Source organism: Stenotrophomonas sp. KH_036_B, assembly GCF_057839485.1.
Map to the genome: position 1 here is coordinate 3,966,410 of NZ_CM174491.1, position 13,983 is coordinate 3,980,392.

The 13,983-nt window shown below is 66.2% G+C and carries 16 protein-coding genes; 8 read left to right on the forward strand and 8 right to left on the reverse strand.

All coding sequences use genetic code 11. The annotated features are described in order from the left end of the window. Nucleotides 1–28 precede the first annotated feature (28 nt). The gene (locus tag AC3ITN_RS17635) at nucleotides 29–841 is read left to right on the forward strand and encodes an AraC family transcriptional regulator (protein ID WP_489392965.1); all 813 of its coding nucleotides are present in this window, start codon (nucleotides 29–31) and stop codon (nucleotides 839–841) included. Nucleotides 842–899: 58 nt separating this feature from the next. On the opposite strand, the gene AC3ITN_RS17640 is transcribed toward AC3ITN_RS17635, so the two are convergent. The 3 genes from AC3ITN_RS17640 to AC3ITN_RS17650 all read right to left on the reverse strand — a co-directional run bounded on the left by AC3ITN_RS17640 (nucleotide 900) and on the right by AC3ITN_RS17650 (nucleotide 3,016). Further along, entirely contained in the window at nucleotides 900–1,319 is a 420-nt protein-coding gene (locus tag AC3ITN_RS17640) for a hypothetical protein (protein WP_489391354.1), read from the reverse strand. A gap of 214 nt (nucleotides 1,320–1,533) precedes the next feature. Continuing rightward, the gene (locus AC3ITN_RS17645; protein ID WP_489391355.1) at nucleotides 1,534–1,899 is read right to left on the reverse strand and encodes a hypothetical protein; all 366 of its coding nucleotides are present in this window, start codon (nucleotides 1,897–1,899) and stop codon (nucleotides 1,534–1,536) included. A gap of 247 nt (nucleotides 1,900–2,146) precedes the next feature. Next, on the reverse strand, nucleotides 2,147–3,016 hold the full coding sequence (locus AC3ITN_RS17650; RefSeq protein WP_489391356.1) for an SDR family oxidoreductase: 870 nt from the start codon (nucleotides 3,014–3,016) through the stop codon (nucleotides 2,147–2,149). A 97-nt stretch (nucleotides 3,017–3,113) separates the two neighbouring features. On the opposite strand from AC3ITN_RS17650, the gene AC3ITN_RS17655 reads away from it, so the two are divergent. The 4 genes from AC3ITN_RS17655 to accC all read left to right on the forward strand — a co-directional run bounded on the left by AC3ITN_RS17655 (nucleotide 3,114) and on the right by accC (nucleotide 6,502). Beyond that, entirely contained in the window at nucleotides 3,114–4,046 is a 933-nt protein-coding gene (locus AC3ITN_RS17655) for a LysR family transcriptional regulator (protein WP_489391357.1), read from the forward strand. A gap of 77 nt (nucleotides 4,047–4,123) precedes the next feature. After that, nucleotides 4,124–4,567, forward strand: a complete 444-nt coding sequence (aroQ, locus tag AC3ITN_RS17660) for a type II 3-dehydroquinate dehydratase (protein ID WP_313344304.1) — start codon at nucleotides 4,124–4,126, stop codon at nucleotides 4,565–4,567. 62 nt (nucleotides 4,568–4,629) lie between these two features. Next, nucleotides 4,630–5,124, forward strand: coding sequence for an acetyl-CoA carboxylase biotin carboxyl carrier protein (gene accB / locus AC3ITN_RS17665; RefSeq protein ID WP_489391358.1), 495 nt, complete (start codon nucleotides 4,630–4,632; stop codon nucleotides 5,122–5,124). 10 nt (nucleotides 5,125–5,134) lie between these two features. Further along, on the forward strand, nucleotides 5,135–6,502 hold the full coding sequence (gene accC, locus AC3ITN_RS17670) for an acetyl-CoA carboxylase biotin carboxylase subunit (RefSeq protein ID WP_313344299.1): 1,368 nt from the start codon (nucleotides 5,135–5,137) through the stop codon (nucleotides 6,500–6,502). Nucleotides 6,503–6,586: 84 nt separating this feature from the next. Here accC and AC3ITN_RS17675 read toward each other — a convergent pair whose 3' ends face one another. The 3 genes from AC3ITN_RS17675 to AC3ITN_RS17685 form a co-directional block, all read right to left on the reverse strand. Beyond that, entirely contained in the window at nucleotides 6,587–8,389 is a 1,803-nt protein-coding gene (locus AC3ITN_RS17675; protein ID WP_489391359.1) for a hypothetical protein, read from the reverse strand. A 285-nt stretch (nucleotides 8,390–8,674) separates the two neighbouring features. Further along, on the reverse strand, nucleotides 8,675–9,046 hold the full coding sequence (locus AC3ITN_RS17680) for a hypothetical protein (protein ID WP_313344293.1): 372 nt from the start codon (nucleotides 9,044–9,046) through the stop codon (nucleotides 8,675–8,677). After that, entirely contained in the window at nucleotides 9,043–10,002 is a 960-nt protein-coding gene (locus AC3ITN_RS17685) for a hypothetical protein (RefSeq protein ID WP_489391360.1), read from the reverse strand. Before AC3ITN_RS17685 ends, AC3ITN_RS17680 begins: the two co-directional genes overlap by 4 nt. 172 nt (nucleotides 10,003–10,174) lie before the next feature. Between AC3ITN_RS17685 and prmA the strand changes: the two genes are divergently transcribed. The 3 genes from prmA to fis all read left to right on the forward strand — a co-directional run bounded on the left by prmA (nucleotide 10,175) and on the right by fis (nucleotide 12,324). Then, complete coding sequence (gene prmA / locus AC3ITN_RS17690; RefSeq protein WP_313344288.1) at nucleotides 10,175–11,095, forward strand: 50S ribosomal protein L11 methyltransferase; 921 nt, start codon at nucleotides 10,175–10,177, stop codon at nucleotides 11,093–11,095. A gap of 30 nt (nucleotides 11,096–11,125) precedes the next feature. After that, nucleotides 11,126–11,935 carry a DUF3426 domain-containing protein gene (locus AC3ITN_RS17695; RefSeq protein WP_489391361.1) on the forward strand — a complete coding sequence of 270 codons (810 nt, stop codon included), beginning with the start codon at nucleotides 11,126–11,128 and terminating at the stop codon, nucleotides 11,933–11,935. 113 nt (nucleotides 11,936–12,048) lie between these two features. Next, entirely contained in the window at nucleotides 12,049–12,324 is a 276-nt protein-coding gene (gene fis / locus AC3ITN_RS17700) for a DNA-binding transcriptional regulator Fis (protein WP_038685853.1), read from the forward strand. Between the two features lie 33 nt (nucleotides 12,325–12,357). Here the strand turns inward: fis and AC3ITN_RS17705 are convergent, their stop codons facing one another. Further along, nucleotides 12,358–13,338 (reverse strand): phosphatidate cytidylyltransferase, encoded by a 981-nt coding sequence (locus AC3ITN_RS17705; protein ID WP_313344283.1) that lies wholly within the window; start codon nucleotides 13,336–13,338, stop codon nucleotides 12,358–12,360. Next, the gene (locus AC3ITN_RS17710; protein ID WP_313344281.1) at nucleotides 13,335–13,967 is read right to left on the reverse strand and encodes a lysophospholipid acyltransferase family protein; all 633 of its coding nucleotides are present in this window, start codon (nucleotides 13,965–13,967) and stop codon (nucleotides 13,335–13,337) included. Before AC3ITN_RS17710 ends, AC3ITN_RS17705 begins: the two co-directional genes overlap by 4 nt. Nucleotides 13,968–13,983 lie beyond the last annotated feature (16 nt).

The following is a 13,983-nucleotide window of genomic DNA, read 5'->3' on the forward strand; positions in this document are numbered from 1 at the left end:
TACCGATACGGGCATTCCCCGCGTTGCCATGGTGCAGGGCGAGATCCCGGAGCATGCCCTGGCGGCCGTATACGAGCCGATGATCAACCTGATCCTGCAGGGAAGCAAATCCATGACGGTGGGTGATAAGACCCTCGAATACGACCCTGCCACGTACTTCATCATGTCCGTGGACCTGCCGGCGGTGGGTGCCGTGCACCCGGCCAGCACCGGCGAGCCCTACCTGGCGGTGAGCCTCACGCTGGACCTTGGCATCATCGCAGCGCTGCTGTGCGACACCACCGATACCGCCACCGGGCGCGGCGAGCCCTCCACCCAGACCGAGGCCTTCAACGTCGCTGCCGTCACCCCCGAACTGATGGATGCGTGGGTACGCATGCTGCGCCTGATGGAACGCCCCGGTGAGATTCCTGCGCTGGCCCCGGCCTACGAGCGCGAGATCCTGTACCGCGTGCTGCAGGGACCACACGGATGCATGCTGCGGCAGTTGGCCACGCCGGATTCGGCGCTGGCGCGTATCAGCAGCGCAATCCAGCGCATCCGCAGTGACTATGCCAAACCGCTTCGCATCGCCGCCTTGGCCGAACAGGTGGCAATGAGCGAGTCGGCCTTCCACCGCCACTTCAAGTCCGCCACCGCACTTAGCCCGCTTCAGTACCAGAAGCAGCTGCGCCTGCTGCAGGCCCGCCAGATTCTGGCGACGCGGGGAACAAGCGTTACGGCAGCCGCGCTCGATGTCGGCTATGAGAGTCCCACCCAGTTCACCCGCGAATACGCGCGTGCCTTCGGTTTACCACCCTCGCAGGATGCGGCGCGCATGTTCGCAAGCCGACGTGGGTAAGTGGCACGGGATTGCTGCCTTCCATGAATCAGCGCCAGGCAGAGTTTCGTTCTACGCTCTACTTGTACTTTTTGAAATCAACAACACGGAGGCTTTCCTTGGATATCTTGTACTCGCCTCCCCCACCGTAGATAGTCTCACCGTCAATCAGCAAAGGATCGATCGTAACGATATAGAGATCGGGGGTTTGACGCAGGGTGAGCTGATAGTTTTCCATCCGAGAGAGGAACGCGCCCAGCTTTGTAGTCTTATCGTCGCAAGACTGCAGTTCTTTGGAAAAATGCGCGTATGCAATTCTCCCCGCTTCGATCAAAGGGTAGTCAACTTGGCTTTCTCTTGCGGAAGCAGTTGGCATTCCGGTGGTAGCAGTGAGAAGGCCTATCATCAGGATGTTCCAAAGGCGCATCACCATGATGTTAACTCCACGATTGACAGCCACATGCGTCGCTGTTGTTGGGGCTGGGATTTGGTAGAACATTGATCTGACCTGTTGCGGGCGCGCACTTCTTGAGCGCGCCAAGTAACCAGTGAAGCCTGGTAGTGCCAAAGAGCTCTCGGACGTCATCGCGCGAATGTCTTGACCTCAGAATGTCTCATTGTTGAAACCCGGATCGTTTGCGCCGTGAGCATGGTATATCCCGACTGTGTTCCAGTGAAGCGGGCTGGGCTTGAATGAATCGTTGGGCCGAACCCTACTCGAACACGGTCAACAGATCCTTGTCTTCATGATGCCGTTCCCACGTGGAGAGCCAGCAGAAGCTCACCCCGCTGCGCATGGCAACCGCTTGGAACGCGGCGAGTTCTTCCTTCGTGACCGGGTACTCGACCGGATCAAAGTGCAGAAGCGCCCACGGCCTGAGGAATGAGAATCCGGACCTGAGTTCCGAGAAGATTGCCTTGAACTGAAGCCGGATGGTGGAGAAATCCCTGATCGAACCCGCGCGATTACCAAGGGCATGGCACTGCCGACGAATTGTTCTATCTCCACCAACAACGCGAGCGATGAGGTGGTCTTGGTGCACCTGCACGTAGATCAATTGACGGCGAAAAAATTTCATCCCTGCCTGACTCCGTAATCAATCCGAGCCGCGAAGCCCACGTGCTGCCAGCCGGTGTTCCGATTCACTAATCCCAGAGCTTGCACGGGCCGACTCAACCGTCGGCCACTGCATAGCTGCGGCGCCTTCGCCCGAGGATACCTATTTCGCCAGGAGCGCACACTGCGAGCCACGATCCAAGCGGCAAATCCTTCGAAGGCTGCAAATAACACCGGGAAGCCGCTCGACCGCTGCCATGGCTCGGCCCTCAGTCCGCTGACACATGCTCCGCCGCAAACGCGCCGTACGTACGCAACGGCCGCCCCAGCAACTGCATCAGCCGCTCCACGTCACCCGCGCCCGGCAGCATGCCGTCGCTGATGAAGCGTTCGGCCATCTGCCGCATGTCGTACGCCATCCACGCCGGCATGAACTGGCGCAGGTTCTGTTCGAAGGCGGACGTGTCATCGCCGCCGTAGGCGATCGGGCGGTTCAGCGCCTTGCTCCAGATGGCGGCCACCTGTTCGCCGGTGAGTGCTTCCGGGCCCACGAGGTTGAGGCGGGTCAACGCGCTGTTGTCCGGCGCCTGTTCGCGGTTGAGCAGTTCGAGGGCGGCAATCTCGCCGATGTCGCGGGTGTCGATCATCGCCAGCCCCTTGCTGCCGATCGGCATGGGGTACACGCCGTGGCCCTGCACCACGTCTTTGACGGTGAGATCGTTGTCGATGAAGTACGCCGGGCGCAGGATCGTGGCGCTGAAGCCCATCTGTTCGATCATGCGCTCCACGCCGAACTTGCCGGCGAAGTGCGGCACGTTGACATAGCGGTCGCTGTGGATCACCGAGAGGTACACCACGCGCTTCACCCCGGCCTCGCGGGCCACGTTGAGGGTGATGAGCGCCTGGGTGAATTCGTCGGCGACCACGGCATTGAGCAGGAACAGCGTGGAGACGCCCTGGAAGGCGTGGCGGAGAGCGTCCACATCCAGCAGGTCGCCCTGCACCAGCTCCACGGTTGCGGGCAGGTTGGCGGTGGCGGGGCTGCGGACCAGTGCGCGAACATTCGCGCCGCGCTGGGTGAGGTGCTGGACGACCTGACGGCCGATGGTGCCAGTGGCGCCGGTAACAAGAATGCTCATGGGGTACTCCGGGTGGGTGGTGAGGCCTCATGGTTGTTGATCCGCGTGCGGGCCGATAGCCCATATACTTGGACCACCCGTCTCGCTGGTGGAACACATGGACCTGCTGGCCCTGGCCGACTTCAACCTGGTGGCGCGCCACGGCGGCTTTGGCCGTGCAGCGCGCGCGGCCGACCGCCCCAAGGCGACGCTGTCGCGGCGCGTGGGTGAGCTGGAGGCCAGCCTGGGGGTGCGGCTGTTCGAGCGCGGCTCGCACACGCTGAAGCTCACCGAGGAAGGCCGAGCGCTGTTCGAGCGCACGGAGACGCTGCTTACCGAGCTGGATGAGGCGGCCACGTCCATTGCCTCGGGCGGCGACACACCCCGTGGCCGGCTGCGCGTGAGCGCACCGATGCTGTTCTCGCAGATGGCGCTGGGCAGGATCGCCGCCGAGTTCGTGAAGCGCTACCCGCAGGTGCGGCTCGATGTCACCACCGAAGACCGCGCCGTGGATATGGTGGAAGAAGGCTATGACCTGGTGATACGGGTCAATCCGGATCCGGATGAGCGGCTGGTGGGGCGGGTGCTGATCCGGGACCGGCTGGTGGCGGTGGCGCCCCCGGACCTGCCCCTGCCCGCGATGGGCGCGACGGCACCCGCCGTGTTCCGGCCGACCAGCGATGCCACCGGTTGGGACCTGGTGACGCCGCGTGGCGAGATGCGGATCGCGGTGCAACCGGTGCTGCGCCTGGGCGCATTGACCATGGTGCGCGATGCCGTACGCGCAGGCACCGGCGCGGCGATGCTGCCCTTCTCGCTGGTTGCCGACGATCTCAGGGAGGGCGCATTGGTGCTGTGGGGACATGCGAAGGCCCCGCCCATCGAGATATGGGCGTTGTACCCGTCGCGGCGCCTGCTCAGCTCACGGGTGTCGGCGCTGCTGGACCTGCTCAAGGAATCCTTCCCGGAGGGTCAGGCGGAGGAGCTGGCCGCCTTCGCCCATAAGCCTGTCACTCCAAGCCCTCGCCCCAAATTTCAAACGACCGATTGAAACGCGCGTAACTTCGCCGAACTGGACACCATCCACCGGTTCCGCCAGACTTCGCCCTTTCCCGCTCCGTGGTCCCCATGGCGAAACTGCTGGTCCTGCATGGCCCCAACCTCAACCTGCTCGGTACGCGCGAGCCGGGGGTGTATGGGCACACCACGCTGGCGCAGATCGACCAGGCCCTGCTGGCCCAGGCGCAGGGCGCCGGGCACGCGGTGGAAAGCCTGCAGTCCAACGCCGAGCATGTGCTGGTGGACCGGGTGCAGGCCGCCCGTACCGACGGTACCACCTTCATCCTGATCAACCCGGCCGCATTCACCCATACCTCGGTGGCCCTGCGCGATGCGCTGGCCGCGGTGGAGGTGCCGTTCATCGAAATCCACCTCTCGAACCCGCACGCGCGCGAGCCGTTCCGCCAGCACAGCTATTTCAGCGACAAGGCCGTGGGCGTGATCTGCGGCTTCGGCGCGGACAGCTACCGCTACGCGATGGACGCAGCGCTGGCGCGGTTGGCAACTGCCTGAACCCTATTGACCCGAGCGCTACGCGCTTCCCACCACACTGACATCAAAACCCAGAGGCCCCTATGGATCTCCGCAAAATCAAGAAGCTGATCGACCTGCTTGAAGAGTCGAACCTTGCCGAAATCGAAATCAAGGAAGGCGAAGAGTCCGTGCGCCTGTCGCGCGCCCCGGTGTCGGGCTACGGCATGATGCAGGCCCCGCAGATGATGATGGCCCCGGCACCGGCCCCCGCCGCCGCCGCCGCCGCACCGGCGATGCCGATGCAGTCGCCGACCGAAGCCTCCACCGGTGGCACCGCCAAGCCGGGCCCGGTACTGCCGGAAGGCCACGTGCTGCGCTCGCCGATGGTGGGCACCTTCTACACCTCGTCCGCGCCGGACAAGCCGGCCTTCGTGTCGGTGGGCCAGCAGGTCAAGGCCGGTGAAACGCTGGCGATCATCGAAGCGATGAAGATGTTCAACCCGATCGAAGCCGATGCTTCCGGCACCATCGTGGCCATCCTGGGTGAAAACGGCCAGCCGGTCGAATTCGACCAGCCGCTGTTCGTGATCGGCTAAGGATCCGTCCATGCTCGACAAAGTCGTTATTGCCAACCGAGGGGAGATCGCGCTGCGCATTCTGCGCGCGTGCCACACCCTGGGCATCCGCACGGTGGCCGTGCATTCCACGGTCGACCGCAACCTCAAGCACGTGGCCATGGCCGACGAGTCGGTCTGCATTGGTCCGGCACCGTCGCCGGAAAGCTACCTCAACATTCCGGCGCTGATCGCAGCGGCGGAAGTCACCGATGCCCAGGCCATCCACCCGGGCTACGGCTTCCTGTCGGAGAACGCCGACTTCGCCGAGCGCGTGGAAGAGTCCGGTTTCATCTTCATCGGCCCGAAGGCGGACACCATCCGCATGATGGGCGACAAGGTGGAAGCGATCCGCGCGATGAAGGCCGCCGGCGTGCCGTGCGTGCCCGGCTCGGGCGGTCCGCTGGGCGAAGACATCGTGGCCAACACCAAGATCGCCCGTGAGATCGGCTACCCGGTCATCATCAAGGCGGCCGGCGGTGGCGGTGGTCGCGGCATGCGCGTGGTGCATGCCGAGGCGTCGCTGAAGACCTCCATCGAAACCACCAAGAGCGAGGCCAAGGCCGCGTTCGGCAATGGTGAGGTGTACATGGAGAAGTTCCTGGAGAATCCGCGCCACGTGGAGATCCAGGTGCTGGCCGACGGCCAGGGCAACGCCATTCACCTGGGTGAGCGCGACTGCTCCATGCAGCGCCGCCACCAGAAGGTGGTGGAAGAAGCACCGGCACCGGGCATCAGCGCCGAACAGCGCGAGCAGATCGGCAAGGTATGCACCGAGGCGTGCGTGCGCATCGGCTACCGCGGCGCAGGTACGTTCGAGTTCCTCTACGAGGACGGCCACTTCTACTTCATCGAAATGAACACCCGTATCCAGGTGGAGCATCCGGTGACCGAGATGGTGACCGGCATCGATCTGGTGGTGGAGCAGCTGAAGATTGCCGCGGGCCAGAAGCTGTCGATCAAGCAGAGCGACATCGTGCTGAACGGCCACGCGATCGAATGCCGCATCAACGCCGAAGACGCTGAAACCTTCGTGCCGAGCCCGGGCCAGATCACCGCCTTCCATCCGCCGGGTGGTCCCGGCGTGCGCGTGGATACCCACATCTATGCGGGTTACCGCGTGCCGCCGAACTACGACTCGATGATCGGCAAGCTGATCGTGCACGGTCCGGACCGCGAAACGGCCATTGCGCGCATGCGCGTGGCGCTGAGCGAGATGGTGGTGGACGGCATCAAGACCAACGTGGCGCTGCAGCAGCGCATCATGCGTGACAAGGGCTTCCAGGCCGGTGGGCAGAACATCCACTACCTCGAAAAGCGCCTGGCCGAGCGCAAGACCAAGTCGATCGCGTTGACCTGATCCACCCGGCAGCCATGCATGGCTGCCCTGCCCCATCTGGACGCCCGGTGCTTTGCGCCGGGCGTTCTGGTGTGTGGCCAGCGCTCATGACAGATCGAGAATGTGCGCGCCGGCCTGCCCGAACGCCTGGCGCACCGAGCCGACCTCCTCCAGCTCCAGCTCGCCTCCGCCCACGCGCACGACCTTGAACACCCGACCGAGGTCGATCAGCACTTCCGCCTCGTCCTGCACGGTAAACAGGCCGATCGGGTGCGCGCCGCGGGTCATGCGCAGCGTCACCAGCAGCGGCACGTGGCCGGCGGGTACGGCGCGTGCGTCCAGCTGCCGCACGGCGACGTCGCGCTCGCCTGACGCGCGCACGAACGTATGGAAGTACACGGTGTGCCCGGCGCTGAGGCCCTCCAGCGCGTCGGCCTGCACCATCGCGCCCCGGTATACCGCTCCGGCATGCGGTGCTATCTGGGCCAGTCCGCTGCGGATGTCCTGGGTCTGCTGCACGAACGCCTGGCGCTGCCAGGGGTACGTTGCACCGTGGCGATGGAAGTCGTCCAGTGCCGGGTGCTCCGCAGTGGCATACCCCAGGATCGCGCGATGCTCGGCCTGGGTAAGGTGCACATTCGGCGCATTGCGCACCGCCTGTTCGTAGACCTGTGCACCGTCGAGACTGCTGAAACCGCGGAAGCGTACGTTGAATTCAGCCTGGGTCATGAACTGCGGACCGTGGGTGGCCGGCGACTCGGCGACGTCGACCAGGCGCTCGCCGCCCAAGGGACGTGCCAGGCGCACACCGGCAATGTGGGAGACGCGGGGCACGTGCACGGCCAGGCGCTCGCAGGTGCCAAGCCGGTACGGTCTGACGCGGAAGTAGCGGTCCTGGAAGCGCAGGAACGGTTTGCGCTGGCCCTCATGCACGCGCACATACCACCCTGGTCTTTCGGGATCGGGGTGGATGCCGCGCCGCAGCGCCTGTGCCGAGGAAAGTCCTTGCCCATGATGCGCCTGGAGCAGTGATTCAAGCTCGCTGGAGTACACGGATGCCGGCACCGCACAGGCAGCACCGGGGGCTCGCCGGCAACGCAGGCTGCGCGCTTCGGCCGTTTCGTCATGGACCTCTTCGGTCGTCTCCCGGCGTCGCGGCCAATAGAGGCCATCCTGGGCCTCAAGTGCGGTACCTGCCACCGTGAGGCCTGGGCCATGCAGATCCTGCACGGCGTGGAAACGTCCGGCCGACGCCAATGCAAGGCCCGTTTCACCGGTCGCCGGATCGCGGTAGCGCAGCAGGCCGCGTGCGTCGTGCAGGTCGGACTGGATCCACGCAGGGTCCAGCGCCGGTCCTTCGCCGACAGCCTGTGCCGCGCGGCTGGAGAGGCGGATCTCACCCGGTGTGCCGGCACCCCACAGGCCGCCCCCGGATGCCTCCGGCTTGAGGCCACCCTGCGCCATCAGCATCTCCTCGAGAAGGCCTTCGTCCAAGGGCTTGTCCTCAAGCGCATTGCCCAACGCGTCCAACGCGGCTGCGCCCTCATGCAACGCGACGGGGACTTCCGGCCCGAACAAGTCGATCTCCAGCTGCGTGAACGCCATGTCGACCAGTTGCAGCGCGATCTGCTCACCGCGGCTTTCCGGTGGCGGGCAACGACGGTCGGTGAGTTCGTAGTACGCGTTGCGGCCCGCTTCATAGGCGGTCTCCGCCGGTGCCCGGGCCCATTGGGCGACGTCGTGCAACACCACCGGCCACGTCAGCGGCGGCGTTGGCGGGCACGGAACGGTGGCCACAGTGTCGTTCGCCGCCGCAGGCACCGTGCGGGTCATGCGGCGTGGCGTGGCGGCGGCAGTGGTAGTGGTGGCGACATTGGTGGCGACATTGGTCACCAGCAACAGCACCACGAACAGCTGCGCCTTTGTTGCCGTCGCGCCCGTGCCGCGTGCAACGCACCGCCCTTTATTGCTGTCCAGCCGGAAGGTGCCGCAGGTCCGGCGTATCTGTTCGGGGCATTTGGGCAAGACAGGCTCCTGGTGAGTCGCCCATGAAAGGCGCACACCGCGTACCTGTCCAGTTGATGGTTGCAATGGCGCAGAACGCAACGGCTGCGCCGGTGCGAGCTGCGCCGGTTACGTCAGAAGCACGACAACGACACCACGTGCCCGGCGCCGCAGCGCCAGGCAGGCGCTTCAGCGCGGGGCATCGGCAGCGGTCACCTGCGTGTTCTTGATCGGGGCCACGCCAAGCGACGAGGTCGGGTCCACGATGACCATGGTCTCGGTCGAACCGTCCGGCCACACCACCTGGAAGGTGCTGCCGGCCGGCAGCGCGGCGAACGGCATGCCGCTCTGCGCGCGGTACACCGCGGCCACCTGGCTGGCACCGGCGCGACGCACGTCTTCCTGCGCCTTTACCGAGGTCAACTGCACCTTGGACAACTGCCGGTAACGGTCGTCGTAGGTATCGATCATGACCAGACCCACCGCACCGGCCGAGTACGCCACGAACAGCGCTACCCAGAACCAGAACTTGGCGCCATGCAGGAATCGACGGTAATTCATCGCCCGTTGCTCCGCTTGATCAACTGTTCCACCAACGTCTTCATTTTCCCCGCACCTTGCCGCGATACCGCAGCGTCATACACGAAAGTGGCAAAGTCCTGCCCACCGTCCTGCGAACAGATCCCTCCGTTCGCGCAGAAATTGTTCATCAACACACTGTCGGCGCCGCACGCCATGCCCAGCTCGCAGGCGGCCAGCCGCCACGCGAGCTCGCTGAACTGGTCGCCGGCAACCATGCCTTCCATCGCCTGGTCACCGCTGGCACGTTGACCCATGGCGGTGGACAGGGCCATGAAGGCCTCCGGATCACGCGAATCCATGACCCGTTCAACCAGCCCACGCCGGTAGTCGGGGCTGTCCTGCAAGGGCTGGCCATCGGCCAGCAATGCCGCTTCGGCCGCCAGGTTGCCGGCCTTGGCCGCCAGCAGGCGCTGGGTCAGGATCAGCTGCCGGCCCAGCCCATCGCTGGCCACGAAGCCACTGCAGCGCCGGGCCACGCGCTCGCGCGCCTGCACCATCGGCGAGGAGGCACTCATGCCCAGGCCGGTCAGCACGTTGTTGTCGAGCTGGTAGCCGCCTGGATCCATCGCGTAGATGGCGCAGTAGTCGTAGACACGGCTGACCATCCAACCCGCTTCGGCATTGCCGTTGGCCGCCTGCAGGCGCAGCCGCTGCGCGTACGCGAACAGGTCGCTGTCGCCTTCGATGTCGGCGCGGAGGTCAAGCGGCAGCCCCGAAGGCACGGCCGTGCCGGGCTCGCGCGCGAGCAGCTGGCGGGCCAGTTGCTGCGGCTGCGGCGGCGCTGCGGCAAGGGTGCCCATCGGCACCTCGTTCATCGTCGCCGCCGGATGCTCCACCTGCAGCGCGCGGCCACCGGCGCGGTAGCCCACCACCCCCAGCAACGCCAGGGCCGGTACCACCAGCAGCCAGGTTTTGACGGTAGGCACGAGCGCCATGCGCAGGACCGGAAAGGAAGGAGGGACAACAGGTGGGGCGCAGTTTATCAATGCCGGCCGCCCCTGTCTGAACAAGCGGCCGCCTGAATTCTCAACCAGCGGCGAGACCGGTGCAGCCGCGCGGCGCCACAATGGTCTAGCATTCACGTTTTTCCGCAGGTTCTTTCCGCCCATGCCGTTCCTGGAACTCACCCTCCACTGCACCGAAGCCACCCAGCCCCGCTACGAGAATGCGCTGGACGACGTCGGCGCGCTGGCGGTGACCCTGCTCGACGCCGATGCCGATACCAGCAACGAGCGCGCCATTCTGGAGCCCGGCGTGGGCGAGACCCCGCTGTGGAATGATCTGGTGCTCTCGGCGCTGTTCCCGGCCGACACCAATGCGCTGGCCCTGCTGGCGGCGCTGGAAGCCTTCGACCCCGGCCTGGAATGGAGCAACGCGAGCTTCCGCACCGTGCAGGACGAGGACTGGGAGCGCGCGTGGCTGGACCAGTTCCAGCCGATGTCGTTCGGCGAACGCACCTGGATCGTGCCGTGGAACCATGAACTGCCGGAGGCGGCGCAGGCCGCCAACGCGGCGGTGGTGCGCCTTGATCCGGGCCTGGCCTTCGGCTCGGGCACGCACCCCACCACCGCGCTGTGCCTGCGCTGGCTGGATGGCCTGTCCGCCGAAGGGCTGCTGGTCGAGCAGACCGTGCTCGATTTCGGCTGCGGCTCGGGCATCCTTGCCCTGGCTGCGGTGAAGCTGGGCGCGGCCGGTGCGGTGGGCGTGGACAATGACCCGCAGGCGCTGATCGCCACCGGCGACAACGCCGAACGCAACGGACTGCAGGACCGCGTGCAGGTCTACCTGCCGGCCGACGAACCGCAGGCCACCTACCCGGTGGTGGTGGCCAACATCCTGGCGTCGGCACTGGACGCGCTGGCCGAGGTGCTTGCCGCGCGCGTGGCGCCAGGTGGCCGCATCGCCTTGTCGGGCATTCTGCACGGACAGGAAGACGAATTGCTGGTGCGCTACGCGCCCTGGTTCGAACAGCTTGAGGTTGCCCGCGACGACGACTGGATGCGCATCACCGGCGTCCGTCGTGCTTGAATGGCGTGACCCTCGCCCGAGCGTGACGCGATGACCGAGCCGACCCCGCCACCCCGCCGCCCGCTGGCCACCTTCCTGCGCGCCTCGACCGAGGACACGCCGGCGGTGGACGATGCGCATGCATTGCCGGCGTCGGAGACGGCGGCGCGACCGGATGACGCAGGCGACGCGTTGGCAGATGTACGCGTCACTGAACCGGACGCGGCGACCGAGGCCGTGGACGCGGCCGTGACCGGGGACGCACACGTTGAAGTAAATGACGCACCGGCGCCCGTGGATGCCGTCGACCGCGACCGCGACACTCCCACGACAGCAGACGAGCCGGCCGCAACGCCTGCCCCCAGCTTCCTGCGCCTGCCGGGCGCGCGGCTGCATACCCCGCGCTGGCAGTGGGGACTGGTGGGCGGGCTGGTGGTGCTGTTGTCCCTGCAGATCGCCGTGGCCGACCGCGCCCGCCTGGCCGCCGACGCGGGCAGCCGGCCGTGGATTGCCGGGCTGTGCGGCGTCCTGCGCTGCAGCCTGCCGGCCTGGCAGGAACCCACCGCCTTCAGCATGATCAGCCGCGACGTGCGGCCGGTCCCCGGGCAACCCGGGGCGCTGCAGGTGCAGGCCAGCTTCCGCAACGATGCGCGCTGGGCACAATCCTGGCCGTCGCTGCGCCTGTCGCTGTCCGACGCCGATGGCCGCGTGATCGGCACCAGTGTGTTCGCGCCGCGCGACTATCTGGACCCGGCTGCCGATGCCGCAGCCCTGCTGGAACCGGGCCAGAGCACGCAGATCGCGTTCCGTGTCCGCGAGCCTGCCGCGTCCACCGTCGCATTCACCTTCGACTTCCTGTAACCCGGCGTCCTGTCGACGAGCGTGGCGGTCCGGCGACCCACGCGCTAGACTGGCCCCCTTCCAATTTTCAGCCAGGGCTGTGGTCCGCCCTGGCTTCCGCACCGGGAACCTCCTTGAACGCTGTCCTTTCTCGTCCTGACAATAGTCGTGGCGCGCCCAAGCCACCGCTGCGCGAACACGTGGCCCAGTCGGTCCGGCGCTACCTGCGGGACCTGGATGGATGCGATGCCGACGACGTGTACGAGATCGTCCTGCGCGAGATGGAAATTCCGCTGTTCGTGGAAGTGCTCAACCATTGCGAAGGCAACCAGAGCCGCGCCGCGGCGATGCTGGGCATCCACCGCGCCACGCTGCGCAAGAAGCTGAAAGAGTACGGCATCGCTACCTAGCGTAACGGCATTGCATCGACCAACGGTCGATGCCTACCCCCAGAAATACCGGACCAGGTGGAAGAATACCGGTGCGGCGAAACACACCGAATCCAACCGGTCGAGCATGCCGCCATGGCCCTCGATCATGTGGCCCCAATCCTTGATGCCGCGATCGCGCTTGATTGCCGACATCACCAGGCCACCCCAGAATCCCATCAGATTGATCGCCAGCGACATGCCGAACGCCTGCCACGGCGTGAACGGCGTCAGCCACCACAGCGCCGCGCCCAGCGCGCTGGCCGACAGCACCCCGCCGACGAACCCTTCCACCGTTTTCGACGGCGACAGCTTCGGCGCGATCAGGTGGCGACCCAGCAGCTTGCCCCAGATGTACTGCAGCACGTCCGAGGACTGCACCACGATCACCAGGAAGGCGAACAGCAGCAGGTTGCGCGCCGGCTCCACGCCGTCCAGCCGCAGGTTCAGCAGCGCGGGCACGTGCGAGATGCAGAACACGCAGATCATCAGCCCCCACTGCACCTTGGACGTGCGCTCCAGGTAGTCGGTGGTGTCACCGCCGATGGTGGCCAGGATGGGCAGGAACAGGAACGCGTACACCGGGATCAGCAGGGTGTACATGCCGTACCAGTCGGTCCACACCAGCCAGTACTGCCAGGGCAGCACGATGTAGAACGCCGCCAGCAGCGCGTAATAATCGCCGGCGCGGGTCGGGGTCAGGGTGATGAATTCGCGCAGCGCGAACAACGATACGCCGGCAAACAGGATGATGACGCCGGTACGACCGAAGAAGAACGCCACGGCCACCACGGCGGCCATCACCCACCACGCGCGGATGCGCGACACCAGGTTGGCCAGCACGCTGCTGGGCGCATGCCGCGAACGCCAGCGCAGTGTCTCGGCGATGACCGTGGCCACCACCAGCACGCCGGCGATGCAGGCAAACAGCAGCCGCGTCTGCGCATGCGTGGACAGTCCCGCGACCTGCGTGGCCACGCCCTGCAGCGCGTTCATGCGCGCCCCCGGCGCGGCTGCGGATCCAGCGCCAGCAGCGCGTCGCGCGCGCGTTCGAGGAAGTGCTGCTTGTCTTCATCGGCCTTGAGCCGCAGCGGCTCACCGAAGGTGGTGGTGCACAGCAGCGGCAACGGCAACCAGCGGCCCTTGGGCATGACCCGCTTGAGGTTGTCGATCCACACCGGCACGAACTCCAGTTCCGGGCGTTGCCGCGCCAGGTGGTAGATGCCGCTCTTGAACGGCAGCACGCCTTCGTCGGTATTGCGGGTGCCTTCGGGGAACAGGATCAGCGAATTGCCTTCGTCCACGGCCTGGCACAGGCATGCGATCGGATCCTGCTGGCGGGCGCTGGCGTCGCGTTCGATCAGCACGCCGTTGAACACCGCGTGGATGAGATACCGGCGCAGCCCGTCGCGCTGCCAGTAGTCGGCCGCGGCCACCGGCCGCACCTGCCTGCGCAGGCCCGCAGGCAAGGACGACCAGATCAGCACGAAGTCGCCGTGGCTGGCATGGTTGCCGTAATAGACGCGGTGCTCGCTGGACGGGGCGCAGCCCTGCCACAGCGCGCGGGCGCCGGTGAGGGTACGGATTGCACCGCTGCAGCCGCGTGCCACCAGATCAGCCAGCATGAACGTGTCTCCTGTC